The organism is Thalassospira sp. MIT121401 (assembly GCF_047125595.1).
Taxonomy (GTDB): domain Bacteria; phylum Pseudomonadota; class Alphaproteobacteria; order Rhodospirillales; family Thalassospiraceae; genus Thalassospira; species Thalassospira povalilytica.
The window spans coordinates 750,305-768,432 of record NZ_CP138926.1; the positions used below are offsets into that span (position 1 = coordinate 750,305).

Consider the following 18,128-nt stretch of genomic DNA (forward strand, 5'->3'; position numbering starts at 1 on the left):
CCATTGCTCACCCGCCAATTGCTTGTTCCGGCAATGCATGCTCGGGGAACCGCCTGTTCCACCACGCCCGATACGACGCCCCACGCATCAAACCGGATGCCTGTTGTCACCGGACAGCGTGATCGGGGGAGTTGGAGTTTGCGGATCGCGAAAACGGCGCGTTTTCCGGTTGATAGGGGCTCAGGAGGACGGGAAAGGCCGGGTTTTGAGATAAAGTGGTAGAGCTATGCGGATTTGATTTGACGTTAACGTTAACGTCAACTACAAGGGAGTCGCATTCTCCCGCGATGCCCGTAACGGGTATCTGCCTTCTTCTCAGGACCGTGACTTCTTAGGACCGCGATATGGCACAGTTCGAACCGCAAAATCCCGATTTTGATGCTGAAGTCCGCAAACGCTTTGCGCAGCAGCCCTATAATCTGTCGATCGGGGCCGAAGTTGCCGATGTTGCGCCGGGCCGGGTTGAAGTCATCGTGTCGTCGCGGGCTGATCTGATCCAGCATAACGGCTATTTCCATGGCGGTCTGATCGCAGGGCTTGCCGATATTGCCGGCGGTTTTGCCGGATGGAGCCTGATTGAAGCTGATCAGGGGATGCTGACGATTGAATACAAGCTCAATATCGTTGCCCCGGGGCAGGGTGATCATTTGCGTGCCGTCGGCGAGGTTGTCTCGCGCGGGCGATCGATCATCGTCACCCGCATCGATATCTTTGGTATGAGGAATAGCGAGCCGGTTCTGTGCGCGACCTCGCTTCAGACGCTCAAGGTCATGAAGCTGCCGCCGGAACTATTAGATAGCGCTGCATAATTCCATCGATTGATAAAATTTACCTAATAATCAAACCCAGTCAGGCAGGAACGTCATCATGGCATTTTTCGAATTTCCCGGATTGAAATTTGATCTTGGCGAGACCGCGGACGCGATCCGCGAAACTGTTTCATCCTTTGCCGAGGCCGAAATCGCCCCGCGCGCGGCAGAAATTGATGAAACCAATCAGTTCCCCAACGATCTGTGGCGCAAATTCGGGGATCTGGGCCTTTTGGGCATGACCGTTCCCGAAGAAGATGGCGGTACGGGTCTAGGCTATCTTGAACATGTGATCGCCATGGAAGAAATCAGCCGGGCTTCGGCTTCGGTTGCGCTTTCATATGGGGCGCATTCCAACCTGTGCGTCAACCAGATCAAACGCAACGCCAATGCCGAACAAAAGGCAAAATACCTGCCCAAACTGATCAGCGGCGAACATATCGGTGCCCTTGCCATGAGCGAGCCGGGCGCTGGTTCGGACGTGGTATCGATGAAGCTTCGCGCCGAGAAAAAGGGCGATCGTTTCATCCTCAATGGCAACAAGATGTGGATCACCAACGGCCCGGATGCCGATACGCTGGTGGTCTATGCCAAAACCGATATGGATGCCGGACCCAAGGGCATTACCGCCTTTATCATCGAAAAAACCTTCAAGGGCTTTTCGACGGCGCAAAAGCTCGACAAACTGGGGATGCGCGGCTCGAACACCTGTGAGCTGGTATTTGAAGATTGCGAAGTGCCCGAAGAAAACATTCTGGGTCAGCTCAATGGCGGTGTCCGCGTATTGATGAGCGGCCTTGATTACGAACGTGCGGTTCTGGCTGCAGGCCCCACCGGGATCATGCGCGCCTGCATGGATGTGGTTGTGCCCTATATCCATGAACGCAAACAGTTCGGCAAGGCGATTGGCGAATTCCAGCTGATGCAGGGTAAAATCGCCGATATGTACACGACCATGAATGCCTGCCGTGCCTATGTCTATGAGGTCGCCAAGGCATGCGATCGCGGGGAAACATCGCGCAAGGATGCGGCCGGTGTGATCCTGTATGCCGCAGAAAAGGCCACCTGGATGGCGCTTGAAGCCATTCAGACCCTTGGTGGCAACGGCTATATCAATGAATATCCGACCGGTCGGTTGCTGCGCGATGCCAAGCTTTACGAAATCGGGGCAGGTACCAGCGAAATCCGTCGTATGCTGATTGGCCGTGAACTGTTTGGTGAAACCGCATAATTGCGGTTTCCCGTTAACTGATCCCCCAGAAAGACCACAAGGACCCACATCATGACCAGTTCCGATCCGGTTGTTATCGTATCGTGCGCCCGTACCGCCATGGGCGGTTTGCAGGGCGATTTTGCCACCGTTACCGCGGCCGAGCTTGGCGGTGTCGCCATCAAGGCAGCACTTGAGCGCGGTGGTGTTGCGCCAGATGACATTGACGAAGTCATCATGGGCAATGTTCTTCCTGCCGGTCAGGGGCAGGCCCCAGCGCGCCAGGCGGCCTGGAATGCCGGTATCCCGCGTTCGGCCGGGGCGACAACGATCAACAAGATGTGCGGATCAGGCATGAAGGCCGTGATGTTTGCCCATGATACGCTGGTTGCCGGCGGGGCCGATGTCATGGTGGTCGGCGGCATGGAAAGCATGACCAATGCGCCGTTCCTTCTGCCGAAAATGCGGTCTGGCAACAAATATGGTCATGACGTTGTCTATGATCACATGGCGCTTGATGGTCTTGAAGATGCCTATGACAAGGGCCGGGCCATGGGCACCTTTGCCGAGGCAACGGCGGAAAAATACGGTTTTAGCCGCGAGGCGCAGGATGACTACGCCATCACGTCCCTGACCCGTGCGCAGAATGCGGCCAGCGCCGGCCATTTCAAGGATGAAATCACCCCGGTAACCTTCACCACCCGCAAGGGCGAGGTCACCATTGATGCCGATGAACAGCCGCCAAAAGCCAAACCGGAAAAAATCCCGACCCTGCGTCCGGCCTTTGCCAAGGATGGCACGGTGACCGCCGCGCATTCGGCATCGATTTCCGATGGCGCGGCTGCCCTTGTGATGATGCGTGCGTCCGAGGCCAAAAAGCGCGGGCTGACGCCGCTTGCCAAGATCGTTGGTCAGGCCACCCACGCCCAGGAACCGTGCTGGTTCACAACCGCCCCGATTGACTCGATCAAAAAGGTTCTGGCCAAGGCCGGCTGGAGCAAGGATGACGTCGATCTTTGGGAAATCAACGAGGCCTTTGCCGTTGTTGCCATGGCCGCCATGCGCGATCTTGAGCTTGATCACGGCAAGGTCAATGTCCATGGCGGTGCCTGTGCACTTGGCCATCCGATTGGCGCAACCGGTGCGCGTTTGCTGGTGACCCTGATCCATGCGCTGAAAACCCATGGCGGGTCAAGGGGCGTGGCGTCACTTTGCATCGGTGGGGGCGAGGCAACGGCCGTTGCGATCGAGCTGATCTGAACGGCGTTGTGATGTAGTTTAAACCGGTTCTAAAAAGTCTGAGATTGGGGGCTACCAACTTGCGCGAATTCACCTTATTTTGTCGCCAGACATAACGATGGAATAGAGGAATTCGCGCGATGACAAAGTCGACTGTGGATCGGATGCTTGCCGGCTTTAAAAGCTTCAAGGCGATGTATTACGAACAGCGCCCTGAACGCGTTGAAGATCTGGTGAATATGGGCCAGAAGCCCGAAGTGCTTCTGATTGCATGTTCGGACTCCCGGGTTGATCCGGCCATCCTGACCAATGCCGAACCGGGCGAAATGTTTGTTATCCGAAATGTGGCAAACCTTGTTCCGCCCTACGAGCCCGATGAAAACTATCACGGCACCTCCTCGGCGATCGAATTTGCGGTCCGCGACCTTAAGGTCAAGGATATCGTGATTCTCGGTCATTCGGCCTGTGGGGGCATGGCGGCACTGGTCGAACATGGCGAGGCTGGCAAAGTGCCGGACCGCGACTTTATCGGTGAATGGGTCAGCATCGCAAAATGCTGCCTGCATCATGGCCCTGATGTCGACAAGGTTTCGCGTCATTCAATTCGCAATTCGTTGCAAAACCTGATGTCGTTCCCGTTCATCAAGGAACTGGTCGAAGCCGGCGATCTTAACCTTCATGGTTGGTGGTACGGCATGAAAGAAGGCATCCTGTGGCGTTTCGACGCCGAACAGGACAAGTTTATCAAGGGCGAAGAATAAGCCCGGTCTGATCTGCGGGTGACCCACGGGGTCACAGCCTGTTTTGATCGCATGGCCGGTGCGTCGCCCAACCGGGAGGGGCACCGCCATGCGGTTGGAAGAACATCAGATCATGGTGCGCGATACCGCGCGCGAGTTCGCCGAAAATGAACTCAAACCCAATGCTGCAAAATGGGATACCCATCACACTTTCCCGGCCGAGGCGATAGCCGGTCTGGGCGAGTTGGGCTTTCTTGGCATGCTGGTGCCCGACGAATATGGCGGGGCGGGCATGGACCATGTCGCCTATGCCCTGGCGCTCGAAGAAATTGCTGCGGGTGACGGGGCAACATCGACCATCATGTCAGTCCATAATTCGGTCGGCTGCATGCCGATCCTGAAATTCGGCACCGAAGAACAGAAACAGAAATTCCTGGTCCCGATGGCGCAGGGCGAAAAGATCGGTGCATTCTGCCTGACCGAACCACAGGCGGGGTCCGATGCCAGCGCGCTTAAAACCCGTGCGGTGCGCGATGGCGATCACTGGATCATCAACGGGGCAAAGCAATTCATTACATCCGGCTCCGAAGGTGACATTGCCATCGTGTTTGCGGTGACGGACCCGGCCGCAGGCAAACGCGGCATTTCAGCCTTTATCGTGCCGACCGATACACCGGGCTACGTCGTGTCCCGGGTTGAGGAAAAGCTGGGTCAGAATGCATCCGATACCTGCCAGATCACCTTTGTTGAATGCCGGGTGCCCGATGAAAATATGCTGGGCGAGGAAGGGCAGGGCTATAAAATCGCACTGGCCAATCTTGAAGGCGGGCGCATCGGCATTGCCGCCCAGTCGGTCGGCATGGCGCGTGCGGCATTTGAAGCGGCCCGTGATTACGCCAATGAGCGCGAGACATTCGGCAAAAAGATCATTGAACATCAGGCCGTGGCATTCCGTCTTGCCGATATGGCGACCAAGATCGATGCCGCACGGCTTCTGGTTCATCGTGCGGCCGAATTGCGCGATGATCACAAGCCTTGTTTGACCGAGGCCTGCATGGCCAAGATGTTTGCATCCGAAATTGCCGAGGAAGTCTGTTCAGCCGCGATCCAGATCCATGGCGGATATGGCTATCTTAAAGACTTCCCGGTCGAGCGCATCTATCGCGATGTCCGCGTTTGCCAGATCTATGAAGGCACATCCGATATCCAGCGCATGGTGATTGCGCGATCACTGGCCGACTAGGGGCGATCATGTATCACCGGAAATCCGGTGACGCGGTACCATCACTTCACCCTGCATCAGACGGCGGGCGGATCGGAAGACGGTGACGGAATTGACCGTAAAGTCATCGGCCATGGTGCCGGTGATATCGGCATCAAGCACCAGTGTGCCCGACGGGTGCGCAATGGTCAGCGGCTGATCGGTGACGCTGTTGTGACGTGCTATTTGATGGGCGACCGATCCGGTTAGTCGCATGGTTGCGGCCAGGCACATGCCGCCGGTGATCGGGCTTGATGCGTGGGCCTGTCCGGTTGAAATCATCCGCACGACAATATTGATGTTAGCGCTATCATCGTTGGTTGGCGGCGACACGATGGCGATTTGTGGCAGGTTGCGCACGCTGGTTTGGGCTTCTTCACGGCTACAAATCCCCATGCGGACGGCGGCGGAAATGCGAAGGGTCTCGATACGGTCAAGCAATCCGTCAGATGCGGTAATCCCGGCCGGGCTTTCGCGGCCTGTCAGGCCCAGATCAGATGCGCGCACGCAGGCAATCGGGTTGCTAACATCAATCAGGGATACTTCAATCGTGCCAAATCCGTCGGTTTCCAGGAGCTCTGATGCCTTACCGGTCGGCAGTGTCTTGCCGGTGCTGGAACCGCCCGGTTCAAGGAAGGAGAGCGCGATCGGCGCATGGGTGCCGCCGACCCCATCAAGGGCGAAATCGCCATTGACCATCGGCAAGCCATCCTGAAGCGCAAAGGTTGCGACGATAATCTTGCCGGTATTGGTGTTGTGGATGCGCACAATGGCCTGATCACCCGTGGTTTTGACCAGACCTTCCTCAACCGCATAGGGGCCGACAGCCGAGGAGATATTGCCGCAATTGCCCTTGTAGCTGATCACCGGTGCATCGATCGAAACCTGTCCGAATGTGTAATCAATATCGGCATCATCGCGCGATGATTTGGCGATGATGGCGATTTTTGACGTCGACGATGTTCCGGCCCCCATGCCATCAAGCTGTCGCTTGTTGGGATCGGGGCTGCCCATTGCGGCCAGGATCATCTGATCGCGTGCCGGGCCGGATTGCGGCAAATCTTCCGCCCGGAAAAACAATGCCCGGCTTGTACCACCCCGCATGAAAACGGCGCGGAGCGGGATTTGGGGTGAAAGATGATCTGAAGGCATGGGGGCTCCTTGGGGCGGCAGGTGGCCCGAGGTGATCTGCTTTTCAAATACCGAAGCAAAACACCCCGAACCGCGAGAATATCGTGGTCCGGGGTGTCTGCATAGATCAGGTGATATCAGGATGTCGTCGTTTGGCGTGATCAGAACTGATATTGCAGGCCCAGCATGACTTCGTGCGCATGGAGATCATAGCGTAGTTCCTGCCTTAGTCGGCCGTTTGGGACGGAGCCTGATGTAAAATGTTTGCTGGCGCGCGCTTCGCCCATATTGATATAGCGATAGGAAAAATCGATCTTCCAGTGATCGGTTAGCGCGTAATTCAGGCCAGCGCCTGCTTGCCAGGCGACATCATCATGTTGCGCCCCATCAATTGTATTGGTGGTGCCCCCAATACCCGTCGATTTCGTGCTGTTGTGGGCCCAGCCAATGCCAGCCTGGATGTAGGGCGAAAAGGCCCCGGTATTGATGCCATAAGCTGCAAGCGGATCGATATATCCAGTCAACATGGTTGTGACATTAGACGTGTTGTGGCGACCTCCGGTAGCCTGACGCGTTGAACCGGTGTTGTTGTTGAAGGTGAAAGAATCCATATTTGCCATGTTATCGCGATATGAAATCGTCAGATCGGTTCGAAGGTAATTGTTGAGCTTCAATCCGGCGCCAGCCTGATATCGCGTGCCTGTATGTGGGTCGGTGTCCCATGTATCGCGGATCGCATCAGCCGAATCAGCATCATCATCAATCGTGCTTGAATAGCCCAGATCAGCCCGCAGGTATGGCGTAAGCAACCATTCTTCGGCGGTTGCTGTTGCGTGTAACCCGGCAAGTCCGAGTGCGGCGAAGACGGTAATTTGAACTGATTTGCGGATAAATTTGCAGGAGTTGGGGGCGAGAAGAACTGATGGCATGGTGGTGTAACCTATGGGAAATGTTGAGTTTTATAGCCCAACCAAACCTATAAGTGTGTTGCGTTGCAATAAGAAAATCACTGATTGTCAGATAGTGTCAGATTCTGACAAATTTTGGAATTCAGGGGTGCTTCAAAATCCCGTGCTTTTCAATCAGGCGGCGAAACTGGTGGTAATTCAGGTGAAGCGTTTTGGCGGCTTCGGTCTGGTTGTTGGCGTTTTGGCGAAGAGCCTGTTGCAGCAGTTTTATTTCGAAATTTGCGACCTGTGATTTGAAGTCGATGGTGCCGTCCGGGCTGCTGTCGGGGGCGGGGGGGGCAATCGGGTCGGGTTGGCTGGTTGTACTGCTTTCGGTTTCTGACCAGATGTCCTCAAACGGATCGAGTTTGATGGTGGCAAGCGGGGTGTCTTCATCATCGGCAAGATAGATGCTGCGTTCAACCGCATTGCGCAATTCGCGGATATTGCCCGGCCAGTCATGATGCAAAAGCTGATGGGTGGCATGGGCGGAAAAGCCCGCAAAAACCGTGCGGCCAAGGCGCTTGGTCATATCAAGGGCGAACTGTTCGGCCAGCAAAAGGATATCATCAGACCTTTGGCGGAGTGGTGGTACAGCGATGACGTCAAAAGCCAGGCGATCCAGAAGATCGGCGCGGAACTTCCCGGTTTTGGCCAGTTCGCGCAGGTTTTCATTTGTCACACCAATGACGCGTGTATCGACATCAATGGTGTCCGACCCGCCAACGCGTTCGATTTCACCATATTCGACAACCCGCAGAAGCTTTTCCTGAACCACGGGGCTGGCGGTGGCGATTTCATCAAGAATGATGGTGCCGCCATGGGCACGTTCAAACCGTCCGATATGACGTTTGGTCGCCCCGGTAAAGGCGCCGGCTTCGTGGCCGAACAGTTCGGTATCAAGCAGGGTTTCGGAAAGGGCGGCACAATTGACCTTGACCAGCGGGCCGCCCCAGCGGCGTGACAGGTAATGCAGGCGGGCGGCAATCAGTTCCTTGCCCGATCCGCGTTCGCCAATGACAAGGCACGGTCGATCAATCGGCGCCAGACGTGAAACATGTTCGAGGGCGGCCAGAAATACGGGGTCTTCGCCCAATATCGGTTGCAAGCTGTCCATTTCGCGAAAAACGTTATCGGAAAACGACAATAATGTCGCGATAAATGTAATGTTCTGAGGTGGGGAATTTGTAAGTCATTGATTTTATTCATTTCCAAAACTGGCACGGCATTTGAAGTAGAGAGTGCAGAAGTTTTACCGTCCCCCGATGAAGTAAGGAGATCAGACAATGGGCGTGTTTTCGCGTTTGTCCGATATCGTAAATGCCAACATCAACGCGCTTCTGGATCGTGCCGAAGATCCGGAGAAAATGGTGCGCCTGATGATCCAGGAAATGGAAGATACGCTGGTTGAAGTCCGGTCCGCTGCCGTCAAGGCGATTGCCGACAAGAAGGAAGTCGAGCGCAAGCTTAAAAAGCTGCATGACGGTCAGCTTGAATGGGAAACCAAAGCCGAGTTTGCCGTTTCCAAAGGCCGCGATGATCTGGCCAAGGGGGCGCTGATGGCGCGCCGCCGTCTGGCTGATCAGAGTGTTGTGCTTGAGCGCGAGCTTGAAGTGATCGAGGAAACCCTTGGCAAATTTGACGAGGATCTCAACAAGTTGCAGAACAAGCTCAATGAAGCAAAAGGCAAGCAGCGTGCGGTGGAAATCCGTATGCAGACCGCTGAAAAGCGTGTCAAAATGAAAGAAAAGCTTCATTCCGGTCAGATTGACGAAGCGCTTCTGCGTTATGAGCAGATGGAACGCCGGATTGACGAGCTTGAAGCCAATGCGGACTCCTGGGACCTTGGTCGCGGGCAGAGCCTTGAAGAGCAGTTCGAGGATCTTGAAGCCGAGCTCGGGATCGAAGATGATCTCAAAGAGCTTAAGGCGCGCGTAAAGAAAGATAAATAATCATTGGTTTGTGTGTTTCGGCACGTAGGCCAGCACAAGGAAGAAGCTGTCAGATATGTGGGCGATTGCCGTACCCTTGATTGTATTCGTTGCCGTTGTTGGCCCGGTCTGGGTGGTGTTTCATTACATCACCGTCTGGAAGCGGATGAAGGCAGAGCAACGCGCACAGAACCCCGAACAAACCGCCCGTGAACAGGAAATGGTGGCGGGGCTCAAAAAGCGGGCAGCGAAGCTTGAATCCCGTGTCGAAACACTTGAACGCCTGTTAGATGCCGAGGTTGCCGAATGGAGGAACAGGATATGACTGCCCAGCAAGCTGCTGCCGGAAACGGATTTGGGCGCGGTCACACGAAAAACGCGCGTCACGGATGCCGGTTTGCCAATCACAGTCACGATGGCAAGAAATGCCACGGGGTAATCGGGCGGACCACGCGGGGAATTTCCCAGGCCTTTGGCATTCCGCGCAAAGGGGTTCTGGTTGCTTTCATTCTGATCCTGATTTTCAGTTTCCCGGTCGGGGTGATGTTGTTTGGTCTTGCATGGGCCTATGTGCATCATCCGGAATGGTTTGACGGATTGCGTGGCAAGTTGCGCGGATCATCGCGCCGTGCCCAGGCCAAAGCCCAGGCCCGTGCGACCAAAACCGATGACACGCATGACAACCCGACCGTGGGTGTCGATTACGAAGAAAGCTGGATGGAAGAACTGCGCGAGCAGTTTGACGACCTGGAACGCCGCACCGGATCGATGGAAAGCTTTGTGGCGTCCGGCGATTATCAGGTCGCATCCGAACTTGAGAAAATGAAAAAAGACGACGCATCGCACGCCGCCAAAAAGGACGGTGATGATGCCAATAAACCCGAAGAACCAAAGGCATAAGTCTTTGGCCTGACGGTCCAGAAGATTGACGGCGGTTTCAGCTTTCCCCAATCCCCCCTCGCGTTTTAACGCAATGAGGTCGCCGTCAAACATAAAACCGGATCATACATGTGATCCGGTTTTTCTTTTTGTTCGCAGTTCCTTGCGGAAAAATTCCCAAATAGCGTTTATCACTATACCTAATTTAAAGGTTTTACCGGCAAAGTCGGCGAAAAGACCCATATATGGGATGCTGCTTTTGGGGAATTATGCATGGCGACCATGATTGAACATCCCGGCGAACAGGATTTCCTGCACCGGTTGCTGCTGGATAATCCGTGGTGGGACGGGGTCACCGATGATGTGGTGCAGGGATTGCCCCAGCGCGCCTTTTTCAAGCGGTTCTGGTCGGCCATTGAAAAGCATGACGGGCAAAAAGCCGTGGTCCTGACCGGCCCGCGCGGGGTTGGCAAAACCGTGATGTTGCGCCAGGCGGTGACCGAACTTTTGAATGCCGATACGCCAAGACGCCATGTTTGCTATATCTCGCTTGAACATCCGCTGTTTCTGGAAATTGATCTGCCGCGCTTGCCAAAATTACTGCGATCGATGCGCGGTATTTCGGCTGATCATCCGTTATGGCTTTTTATCGACGAGGTTTCCTATCAGCGTGATTGGGAGGACCGGCTTGCACGGTTGATCGTTGCCGATCCGATGTTGCGCGTGGTGGCGGTCAGTGCACTGGCACCCGGTGCCGACAGTGCCGGGCATATTCAAAGCCTGTTTTTACCCCCCTTCAGCTTTGCCGAATATCTTGAGCAAAAGGGCATTGCCCCAAGTGACGTTTTACCCGAAACGCCAAATGTCGGGCGTTATACCGCCGATGTGCCGGACGGGCTGGTTGCGCTCAACGATCTGTTTGAAGATTACATCAATGAAGGCGGCTTCCACGATGCCAATGGCGAAGCCGGGGCCATTCACCGATCCCTTCATTCCGATCTGCCGGGACTGCACGGGATTTCAAGCCCGTCGGACCTGCATCGGTTGTTTGCGCTTCTGGCCTATAATACCGGGTCGGAATTCTCGATCGAGACTTTGGCACGCGAACTTGATATCGCCAAAAACACGCTGCGCCGGTATCTGGAATATCTTGAAAGTGCCTGGCTTGTGCGCCGTCTGGAGCGTGTTGATCAGGATGCCAAGCCGTTCCAGCGTGCGGTGGCGTTCAAGGTCCATCTGATCCATCCGGGATTGCGCAGTGGTCTGATTGGCGGGCGGGCATCTGATAGTGCGACGATCACGCGACTGGCCGAAACCGCGATCCAGACCCAGTTTCTGACATCGAGTGTCGGGATGGAAAGCCTGTATTATGCGCGCTGGGGCCATTACGAGGTGCCGTTTGTGTTCCTTGATCGCCGGTCGGGCACGCCGTTATTTGCCTATCATTGTCTGTGGCGTGACGAGGCAATCCGCAAGCCCAAGGAAATCCGGGCACTGGTCAATTTCCGGGGCAGTCATGCCTTGCCACTGGGGGCGTTTGTTCTGACCAAGGCGCAATGGCATGGCGGAAAACTGGGCGGGGTGCCGATGCGGTTTGAGCCGGCCAGTGTTCTGGCACTGCGGATCGGGCTCGAATTTTCACAGCTTTAACCTTGCCGATCAGGAGGCGTTCCGTTGGGCATGTTCGGGTCTCGGATGATGGTACGGGTCTCAATGATCTCGCAGATCTTGCAGATCGGGGCGGTGTCGTGCGTTCTGATGCTGTCGGGGATTGCTCGGGCTGATCAGATTTGCCCGGCCAAACCGCATTGGAGCGATACCGAGCCTGCGATCAATCTGGCGCATGTGTTTTGTGGTGAAGTGAAATCCAATGGCCGTGCCGCCGGGTTTCATGCCCGGCCGGGCGGGATTAATCCGGGTTCGGTCAGATCGGTCGACATCACCCAGCCCGCCAATGCGAACGGGGTGTATGCTGGTATGGTGACTTTTGCCAATCCCGATACCAAGTCGGACGGATCGGGTGGGCGTGATCCGGTAAAGTTTTCAAGCATCTTTCCCGACAGCTGTGACGATGATCAGATCGTGGCATCGATCCATTATGCCTATGAAAATCGTACGGATTGTCCGGCGGGATCGCCCGGTTGGTGGCAATGCGGACTGAACCGGCCGATGGATGCCGCGTCATCGGTCGGGCTTTGTATTGGTGATGACCCGGACGGGGTTTTCATGATTGCGATCGGGTTGCTGCGTGACGGGCGGATCAACACCGCTTTTCCGCTGCGCTAGGGGCAGGATCAGGATCAGGATCAGGGGGATCGGGTGTGATGTGCGCAAACAGGACGGGTGACCTTAAGGTTCCCGATTGGCCGGGGCGGCGGGCGGATGATCCGGGCCATGACCGGATTGCCGCGATGCTGGTTCTTGATATTGGCAATGCACCGCAATGGGCAGGCCGGGTCGCGCGCGAGATCAAGGATGTAGTTACAGGGACATCAAGTGGTTGGGAAATGGTGATGAATGCCCATATCCTTACTGTGGGCAAAGACAAATCGGGCATATCATCAGCCGATGACGCCATGGGGGACGATCCGGTCGAGGTTGCGACCGCGGACCTGATGGCGGCATTGGCGGCCTGGATTGAGCGGATTGAGCAGGGCGCATCGTAAAATGGCGTGTTTGTCAGGTCGGATCGGACCGGAAAAGGAATGCGGGCGGCAGATGGGGCTGTTTTTCACAAAGGCACAAGGCGGTATCGGGCGACTGGCAACGCGGATCTGTGTTGTCGGGCTGATGGCTGTGATGGTGGTTGGTGCGGGCATCGGGACGGCCAGCGCCCAGGGGAATGGCAAGGATCCGGGCGATCCGCTTGAGATCTTTTTGCATCAATATCTTGAACATGCGGGGCTTCCGGGCGGGGTGATCGGCATCGGGTATGGCAGCGGACAGGTGCGCTATGCCGCCAGCGGATATGCAACGGTTGGTCCCGATGTCGGCATGACGGCAGATCGGCAGTTTTATATCGGGTCGCTGACCAAAATGATGACGGCGGTTGTGACCCTGCAACTGGCATCGGAAAAACGGATCAATCTGTCCGATCCGATTGCCAAATATCTGCCCGAAGAATTCGAAGGCCGAATTGCCAATGCCCGAAATGCGACCATTCGTGACCTTTTGCGCAACAGTTCAGGCATTCCCGATTATCTTGACGGGGAATTCTTTTTCCAGCTTGTCGGGCGTGATCCGCAGCATGGCTGGCGAAATGTCGAGTTGCTGCCATTGATTGCCGATCGGGACGCCTATTTCGAAGCAGGGAAAAGCTATGCCCCGTCAAACAGCAATTTCATCCTGCTGGGCGTGATGATCGAAGCGGTCGAAGGCGATCATATCGAAAAGGTATTTAACCGCCGCATTTTTGAGCCGGCCGAAATGGCCAATACATCCTTTGGCCGTTATCCGCGACCGGATCTTTTGGCCCATGGCTTTGATGATGCGGACGGGGACGGGCAGCTTGAAGATGTCACGGATTTCGATGTCGGCGATCAGCTGGCCGATGGCGGGCTGATTTCAACGGCCGAGGATATGGTGAAGTTCGCGCGTGCCCTGTTTGTTGACGGGGTGTTGCTGGGTCCCAATGCGATCAAGCGTGCGACTTCTGATGCGGCCTTTGCCGGTGAAGGGTCTTATGGCTATGGGCTTATGATCGGGTCAAGTGACTGGGGCCCGGTTTGGGGGCATGACGGGATCTATTTCGGCTATTCCGCCGAATTTTCATGGTTCCCCGATCAGGATACGGTGGTGGTGTTTCTGGCAAATGGCCGCGCCCTTAACGAGGTCCCCAATGTCACGGGGATGCTGATGACCGGGATATTTGGCAAGCCGCAATAGCCATATGTGCGAAATGTGCGAAGGCCATTGCGGTGCCGATCAAATGGATGGTCACATTGGCGGTTGGCTTTCTTGATCAAGAAGCGCGCTGCTTTGGCGGACCTGAAGGGCGGGTTCTTCGGCAATCACGACATTCTGCCCCAGCGCATAATTGCGCAATTGGCGGTAAACCAGTTCCCCGATCCGATAGAAGTCGATGGCGACATAGCCGTCAATCGTGCCATTGGCAGTCAATTCTTCCTGTTCGTCGGTCGGGCTGCCGGTTGCCATGAACAGTTTGGGGGCGCGCGGGCCCGATGCAGTGATGATTTTGCTCAGCCGTTTGGTGTCGCCCAGAAGCCAGTCACCGACCGGCACAATGAAATCAAGTGTCGGGTTCTGAATTGCCTGGGACAATTGTGCAAGGCCGAGTTCCTCGTCACCGCGATTGAAAAGCGGGCAGCGTTCATCTTCGCGCCAGCCATTTTCCCCCTTAAGGGCTGCTGGCGGATGAAGGGGGGCTGGCATGTCATCGGGAACCGGAAGTGTCCCGCGCAAGGTATGACGAATGCCGGCAATCCGTTCATTGAGATTGGGGTCAAAGCGGCCGCCGCTGATGATGCAGATCCGTGCACCATCAGGGCGGACAGATTTAAGCAATTCGGCAAGCCGGGTGCCGATTTCAAAATTGTTGGGTCCGATATAGGTCCGGCGCAAATGGCGGTCCGGATTTTCGAGATCGGAATCAAACGTGATGACGGGGATTTTGTTGGCGCGTGCTTTTGGCAGGCCGTCCTGGGCGATGAAGGATGAATTGGTTACCGAAATCGCAATACCATCGACATTCATGTCGATGGCCTTGTGAATGGCATCGCGCTGTCCGCGGAAATAGCCGATCTGCGTGTCGCCCATATGCAGGCATTCGTCACCGTTGCGCAGGGCCGCATCATGGCAGCCGCGCCAGGCGGTGATGAAATTGACATCTTCGATATCCTTGGAAATCAGGCTGAATTTAAGGGGTCTGGCCGATGTCATCTGTGCGCACAGGCACAGCATGAAAAAGGTCAGGATCGCGGCTGTCATTCCAGATCGCGTGATGGGTAGTGATGCGAACATTTTGGCTCCGGTGATGGAGCCAGGCTATTCTCCCACCCGGTATTTTTACCGGCTTTTTCTGATGATACGGGCATGCGGCGATGCCGGATCGTTTCTGCGCTTATATGTGGTGACGGGGGATCTGTTTGACCACCATTAGTGGTTGCTAAATTTCATCATGCATTCGGCGCATAACTGATAGAATGATAATAGTTAGAATCCTAACTAATTTTCTGGTATCATCAGGGCCATGGAAAACATTGACCTTGAAACCCCTTATCTGACCCTTGGCAGTGCGCTGATGCGCGTCGCCCGGTGCTGGCAGCGCGAAGTCAATCGCACCCTTGCCGCGCATGGCCTTTCACAAACCATGGTGATGCCGCTGATTGTTTTGCATCGCAGCCGCGGTGCGGTCCGGCAAGGCGTGATTGCCGACGAAATCGGTGTTGAAGGCCCGTCACTTGTGCGGGTCATTGATCAGCTTGAACGGGACGGATTGATTTCGCGGGTCTGCGACCCGACGGACCGCCGGGCCAAGATGGTGGCACTTACCGATGCGGGTAAAGACAAGGCATCCGAGATCGAGGTATTGCTGGGTGCGTTGCGCGGGGAAATTACGGCCGATATTCCAACCGAAAAACTCAACATTACCCTTGAAGTCATGCGCGCCCTGCTTGACCAGTTGGCGCAGCGTGACAAGGCCGAGTAGGAGGATGTGGCATGTTAAGCACAATCCTTTCATTGCGCCCCAAAGCGACCGACTGGCTGTTTTCCGTTAAAACATTTGCCGCATCGATCCTGGCACTTTTCATTGCGCTTGCGTTTGATCTGGACCGCCCGGTCTGGGCAATGGCGACGGTATATATCGTTGCCCACCCGTTATCGGGCGTTCTGGCATCAAAGGCAGTTTATCGCGTTCTTGGCACCATTCTGGGCGGGGTGGCTGCGGTCATTTTTGTGCCCAATCTTGTCAGTGCGCCGGTTTTGCTGTCGCTGGTGCTGGCGATCTGGGTGGGGGGATGTCTGTTCCTGTCGCGCCTTGATCGTACGCCGCGCAGTTATCTTTTCATGCTGGCGGGCTATACAGCCGCCATTGTCGGGTTTCCGTGCGTCGGCGATCCGACTGCGGTTTTCACGACCGCAATTGCACGTTGCCAGGAAATCAGTCTTGGCATTATCTGTGCGACGCTGGTCAGTCATATCGTTTTTCCCCGTCATATCGGTCCGGTGATTGCCGCACGTATTGATGGCTGGATGGGTGATATCGCCAAGCTGGCCGATCAAAGCTTTGATCCCGATACCGATGCAGACAGCCTGCATAACGAACGCGCGCGCATTGCGGCTGATCTTGGGGAATTGCACGGGCTTGCCTTGCATCTGGGATATGAAAAATCCGGTTTTGCCGGGCGGACCCGACAGTTGCATGCCCTGCAAAGCGTGGTCGCGGCCCTGCTTCCGGTTTTGTATGGCATTCACGACCGGCTGATTGCGATCAAGGGCGAACTGGGCACCCTGCCAGATGATGTGACCGCCATCCTTGAAAATATCACGGCCCACATCAAGGCCCCCAGCCATGACCAGGGGCGGTTAGGTGCACTTCATCACGATATTGATGTCTTTGCCGCGCGGGTTGCACAGGAGCGCGACTGGGCAGGGCTGCTTCAGATCAATCTGGCCAACCGGTTGCACCGTTTCCTTGATTTCCATGATGATTGCCGCACCCTTTGGGACGGTATCCGTGCTGGCGAGGTGCCGACAGATGTTCTTGATCGCTGGCAGGAGGGGGCCAGGGCATCGGCCCTGCATCGCGATTATGGTGCCGCCTTTCGCAGCGGGCTGACCGCACTGATTGCCACAGTCATCGTGTGCGGTTTCTGGATCGCATCAGGTTGGCCAAGCGGATCGACAGCAGCCATGATGGCCGCCGTCGGGGCAAGCATCATGTCGTTTCTGGATAACCCGGTCCCGGCCCTTAAGGGGTTCATTCGCTATACCGCGCTGTCGGTGGCGGTGGTGCTGGTTTACAGTCTGGCAATCCTGCCCGGGATTGACGGGTTTGCGTTGCTGGTCATGGCCTTTGCGCCTTATTTCATCTTGCTTGGTGTGTTGATGGCAACGCCGCAGACCTATGGGTTTGGACTGGCGATGCTGGTCAATGTGGTGATGATCCTGAATGTTGATACGGCCTATAGCAGCAATGTGTCTGCCTTGCTGGGCGGGGGGATTGCGTCACTGGCGGGGTTTGGTGTGGCAGCGATTGTCACGGCCTTTGTCCGGGTGGTGCCCGTCGACAGCTTTATCCGCGGACTGGTGCAGGCCAACTGGCGTGACATTGCCGGGATCGCGCGGGGCACGTTGAACATTGCCCGTATGGTGATGATCCGCCGGCTTCTGGACCGTCAGGGATTGATTTTGCCGCGCCTTGCCATGGCGACACGCCATCGTGAAACCCTGATCCGGGTGATGCCCGAAGTTTCGATTGCGGCAAGTTTGTATGACCTGCGCCGGATCAGGCTGTTTGTTGATCGCGATATCAGCGCGCGTATTGATGTTCTGTTGCGCAATATCGCCCGGCATTTCGAAGCCCGCCTTGATGATTTTGACCGTGCCCCGGATCCCAAAATCCTGGCCGAGGTCGATAACATCCTTCGACTGGTTACCGTCATGCAGGATGACGAGCAGCGGCAAAAACTTCTGATCCCGCTTGTGGCATTGCGCCGGACACTTTCGAAAACCGATGCGCCGAAACTTGATCGCGCCGCCGGGAATGCGACCTGCCCGATGCCCTTGTCCCCCGAAATCGGAGAAATCGCATGATTGCGCCAACTCTTAATATCTATGGCCTGTTTGTTCCGGCATTGCTTGGACTGGCACTGGCAGCATGGGCATGTCTTTCGCTTGCCCGTATCGGTCTGATGCGGATTGGTTTTTACAAAATAACCGTTCATCCCGCCCTGACCGATCTTGCGCTTTATGTGCTGATCCTGACCGGACTTTCGGTGCTGTTCATTCAATAGGTGAT

Annotated in this window: 19 protein-coding genes; 15 read left to right on the forward strand and 4 right to left on the reverse strand. The window is 55.8% G+C overall.

The genetic code is table 11. The features are described from left to right. The first annotated feature begins 344 nt into the window (after positions 1 to 344). The 5 genes from SIB88_RS03440 (at position 345) to SIB88_RS03460 (ending at position 5,241) form a co-directional block, all read left to right on the forward strand. Positions 345 to 809 carry a PaaI family thioesterase gene (locus SIB88_RS03440; protein WP_412559332.1) on the forward strand — a complete coding sequence of 155 codons (465 nt, stop codon included), beginning with the start codon at positions 345 to 347 and terminating at the stop codon, positions 807 to 809. A gap of 58 nt (positions 810 to 867) precedes the next feature. Next, on the forward strand, positions 868 to 2,040 hold the full coding sequence (locus tag SIB88_RS03445) for an isovaleryl-CoA dehydrogenase (protein ID WP_101245234.1): 1,173 nt from the start codon (positions 868 to 870) through the stop codon (positions 2,038 to 2,040). Between the two features lie 51 nt (positions 2,041 to 2,091). Beyond that, the gene (locus tag SIB88_RS03450) at positions 2,092 to 3,279 is read left to right on the forward strand and encodes an acetyl-CoA C-acyltransferase (protein ID WP_412559333.1); all 1,188 of its coding nucleotides are present in this window, start codon (positions 2,092 to 2,094) and stop codon (positions 3,277 to 3,279) included. Between the two features lie 119 nt (positions 3,280 to 3,398). Further along, a complete protein-coding gene (locus SIB88_RS03455) occupies positions 3,399 to 4,019 on the forward strand; it encodes a carbonic anhydrase (protein ID WP_412559334.1) in 621 nt (206 codons plus the stop codon). An 88-nt stretch (positions 4,020 to 4,107) separates the two neighbouring features. Continuing rightward, a complete protein-coding gene (locus tag SIB88_RS03460; protein ID WP_101245237.1) occupies positions 4,108 to 5,241 on the forward strand; it encodes an acyl-CoA dehydrogenase in 1,134 nt (377 codons plus the stop codon). Positions 5,242 to 5,247: 6 nt separating this feature from the next. On the opposite strand, the gene SIB88_RS03465 is transcribed toward SIB88_RS03460, so the two are convergent. The 3 genes from SIB88_RS03465 to pspF all read right to left on the reverse strand — a co-directional run bounded on the left by SIB88_RS03465 (position 5,248) and on the right by pspF (position 8,454). Next, complete coding sequence (locus tag SIB88_RS03465) at positions 5,248 to 6,411, reverse strand: 2-methylaconitate cis-trans isomerase PrpF family protein (RefSeq protein WP_412559335.1); 1,164 nt, start codon at positions 6,409 to 6,411, stop codon at positions 5,248 to 5,250. 140 nt (positions 6,412 to 6,551) lie between these two features. After that, the gene (locus SIB88_RS03470) at positions 6,552 to 7,319 is read right to left on the reverse strand and encodes an outer membrane protein (RefSeq protein WP_412559336.1); all 768 of its coding nucleotides are present in this window, start codon (positions 7,317 to 7,319) and stop codon (positions 6,552 to 6,554) included. 121 nt (positions 7,320 to 7,440) lie between these two features. Next, complete coding sequence (pspF, locus tag SIB88_RS03475) at positions 7,441 to 8,454, reverse strand: phage shock protein operon transcriptional activator (protein ID WP_412559337.1); 1,014 nt, start codon at positions 8,452 to 8,454, stop codon at positions 7,441 to 7,443. A 169-nt stretch (positions 8,455 to 8,623) separates the two neighbouring features. Between pspF and pspA the strand changes: the two genes are divergently transcribed. The 7 genes from pspA (at position 8,624) to SIB88_RS03510 (ending at position 14,032) form a co-directional block, all read left to right on the forward strand. Continuing rightward, positions 8,624 to 9,289 (forward strand): phage shock protein PspA, encoded by a 666-nt coding sequence (gene pspA, locus SIB88_RS03480; protein WP_101245242.1) that lies wholly within the window; start codon positions 8,624 to 8,626, stop codon positions 9,287 to 9,289. Positions 9,290 to 9,344: 55 nt separating this feature from the next. Next, positions 9,345 to 9,593, forward strand: a complete 249-nt coding sequence (pspB, locus tag SIB88_RS03485; RefSeq protein WP_101245243.1) for an envelope stress response membrane protein PspB — start codon at positions 9,345 to 9,347, stop codon at positions 9,591 to 9,593. Then, positions 9,590 to 10,168 carry a hypothetical protein gene (locus tag SIB88_RS03490; RefSeq protein ID WP_412559338.1) on the forward strand — a complete coding sequence of 193 codons (579 nt, stop codon included), beginning with the start codon at positions 9,590 to 9,592 and terminating at the stop codon, positions 10,166 to 10,168. The genes pspB and SIB88_RS03490 overlap by 4 nt, the downstream gene beginning before the upstream one ends. A 252-nt stretch (positions 10,169 to 10,420) precedes the next feature. Continuing rightward, positions 10,421 to 11,797 carry an ATP-binding protein gene (locus tag SIB88_RS03495; RefSeq protein ID WP_412559339.1) on the forward strand — a complete coding sequence of 459 codons (1,377 nt, stop codon included), beginning with the start codon at positions 10,421 to 10,423 and terminating at the stop codon, positions 11,795 to 11,797. 63 nt (positions 11,798 to 11,860) lie between these two features. Next, positions 11,861 to 12,433 carry an EndoU domain-containing protein gene (locus tag SIB88_RS03500; RefSeq protein ID WP_412559340.1) on the forward strand — a complete coding sequence of 191 codons (573 nt, stop codon included), beginning with the start codon at positions 11,861 to 11,863 and terminating at the stop codon, positions 12,431 to 12,433. A gap of 38 nt (positions 12,434 to 12,471) precedes the next feature. Beyond that, positions 12,472 to 12,813 carry a hypothetical protein gene (locus SIB88_RS03505; RefSeq protein ID WP_412559341.1) on the forward strand — a complete coding sequence of 114 codons (342 nt, stop codon included), beginning with the start codon at positions 12,472 to 12,474 and terminating at the stop codon, positions 12,811 to 12,813. Positions 12,814 to 12,865: 52 nt separating this feature from the next. Then, on the forward strand, positions 12,866 to 14,032 hold the full coding sequence (locus SIB88_RS03510; protein ID WP_412559342.1) for a serine hydrolase domain-containing protein: 1,167 nt from the start codon (positions 12,866 to 12,868) through the stop codon (positions 14,030 to 14,032). Positions 14,033 to 14,083: 51 nt separating this feature from the next. On the opposite strand, the gene SIB88_RS03515 is transcribed toward SIB88_RS03510, so the two are convergent. Further along, positions 14,084 to 15,094, reverse strand: a complete 1,011-nt coding sequence (locus tag SIB88_RS03515) for a substrate-binding domain-containing protein (RefSeq protein WP_412559343.1) — start codon at positions 15,092 to 15,094, stop codon at positions 14,084 to 14,086. 262 nt (positions 15,095 to 15,356) lie between these two features. On the opposite strand from SIB88_RS03515, the gene SIB88_RS03520 reads away from it, so the two are divergent. From SIB88_RS03520 to SIB88_RS03530, 3 genes are read left to right on the forward strand one after another with little or no spacing between them, the layout of a single operon-like run. Next, positions 15,357 to 15,815, forward strand: a complete 459-nt coding sequence (locus SIB88_RS03520; protein WP_114112740.1) for a MarR family winged helix-turn-helix transcriptional regulator — start codon at positions 15,357 to 15,359, stop codon at positions 15,813 to 15,815. Between the two features lie 11 nt (positions 15,816 to 15,826). After that, the gene (locus SIB88_RS03525; RefSeq protein ID WP_412559344.1) at positions 15,827 to 17,923 is read left to right on the forward strand and encodes an FUSC family protein; all 2,097 of its coding nucleotides are present in this window, start codon (positions 15,827 to 15,829) and stop codon (positions 17,921 to 17,923) included. Continuing rightward, positions 17,920 to 18,123, forward strand: coding sequence for a DUF1656 domain-containing protein (locus tag SIB88_RS03530; protein WP_412559345.1), 204 nt, complete (start codon positions 17,920 to 17,922; stop codon positions 18,121 to 18,123). Before SIB88_RS03525 ends, SIB88_RS03530 begins: the two co-directional genes overlap by 4 nt. Positions 18,124 to 18,128: the final 5 nt, after the last annotated feature.

Bases quoted from the DNA above. Each gene is read 5' to 3' on its own strand.
- SIB88_RS03440 (WP_412559332.1), top strand. From the start codon at position 345: ATGGCACAGTTCGAACCGCAAAATCCCGATTTTGATGCTGAAGTCCGC.
- SIB88_RS03470 (WP_412559336.1), bottom strand. From the start codon at position 7,319: ATGCCATCAGTTCTTCTCGCCCCCAACTCCTGCAAATTTATCCGCAAA.
- SIB88_RS03525 (WP_412559344.1), top strand. From the start codon at position 15,827: ATGTTAAGCACAATCCTTTCATTGCGCCCCAAAGCGACCGACTGGCTG.
- SIB88_RS03515 (WP_412559343.1), bottom strand. From the start codon at position 15,094: ATGACAGCCGCGATCCTGACCTTTTTCATGCTGTGCCTGTGCGCACAG.
- SIB88_RS03445 (WP_101245234.1), top strand. From the start codon at position 868: ATGGCATTTTTCGAATTTCCCGGATTGAAATTTGATCTTGGCGAGACC.
- pspB (WP_101245243.1), top strand. From the start codon at position 9,345: ATGTGGGCGATTGCCGTACCCTTGATTGTATTCGTTGCCGTTGTTGGC.
- pspF (WP_412559337.1), bottom strand. From the start codon at position 8,454: ATGGACAGCTTGCAACCGATATTGGGCGAAGACCCCGTATTTCTGGCC.
- SIB88_RS03495 (WP_412559339.1), top strand. From the start codon at position 10,421: ATGGCGACCATGATTGAACATCCCGGCGAACAGGATTTCCTGCACCGG.
- pspA (WP_101245242.1), top strand. From the start codon at position 8,624: ATGGGCGTGTTTTCGCGTTTGTCCGATATCGTAAATGCCAACATCAAC.
- SIB88_RS03510 (WP_412559342.1), top strand. From the start codon at position 12,866: ATGGGGCTGTTTTTCACAAAGGCACAAGGCGGTATCGGGCGACTGGCA.
- SIB88_RS03460 (WP_101245237.1), top strand. From the start codon at position 4,108: ATGCGGTTGGAAGAACATCAGATCATGGTGCGCGATACCGCGCGCGAG.
- SIB88_RS03455 (WP_412559334.1), top strand. From the start codon at position 3,399: ATGACAAAGTCGACTGTGGATCGGATGCTTGCCGGCTTTAAAAGCTTC.
- SIB88_RS03505 (WP_412559341.1), top strand. From the start codon at position 12,472: ATGTGCGCAAACAGGACGGGTGACCTTAAGGTTCCCGATTGGCCGGGG.
- SIB88_RS03520 (WP_114112740.1), top strand. From the start codon at position 15,357: ATGGAAAACATTGACCTTGAAACCCCTTATCTGACCCTTGGCAGTGCG.
- SIB88_RS03450 (WP_412559333.1), top strand. From the start codon at position 2,092: ATGACCAGTTCCGATCCGGTTGTTATCGTATCGTGCGCCCGTACCGCC.
- SIB88_RS03465 (WP_412559335.1), bottom strand. From the start codon at position 6,411: ATGCCTTCAGATCATCTTTCACCCCAAATCCCGCTCCGCGCCGTTTTC.
- SIB88_RS03490 (WP_412559338.1), top strand. From the start codon at position 9,590: ATGACTGCCCAGCAAGCTGCTGCCGGAAACGGATTTGGGCGCGGTCAC.
- SIB88_RS03500 (WP_412559340.1), top strand. From the start codon at position 11,861: ATGATCTCGCAGATCTTGCAGATCGGGGCGGTGTCGTGCGTTCTGATG.
- SIB88_RS03530 (WP_412559345.1), top strand. From the start codon at position 17,920: ATGATTGCGCCAACTCTTAATATCTATGGCCTGTTTGTTCCGGCATTG.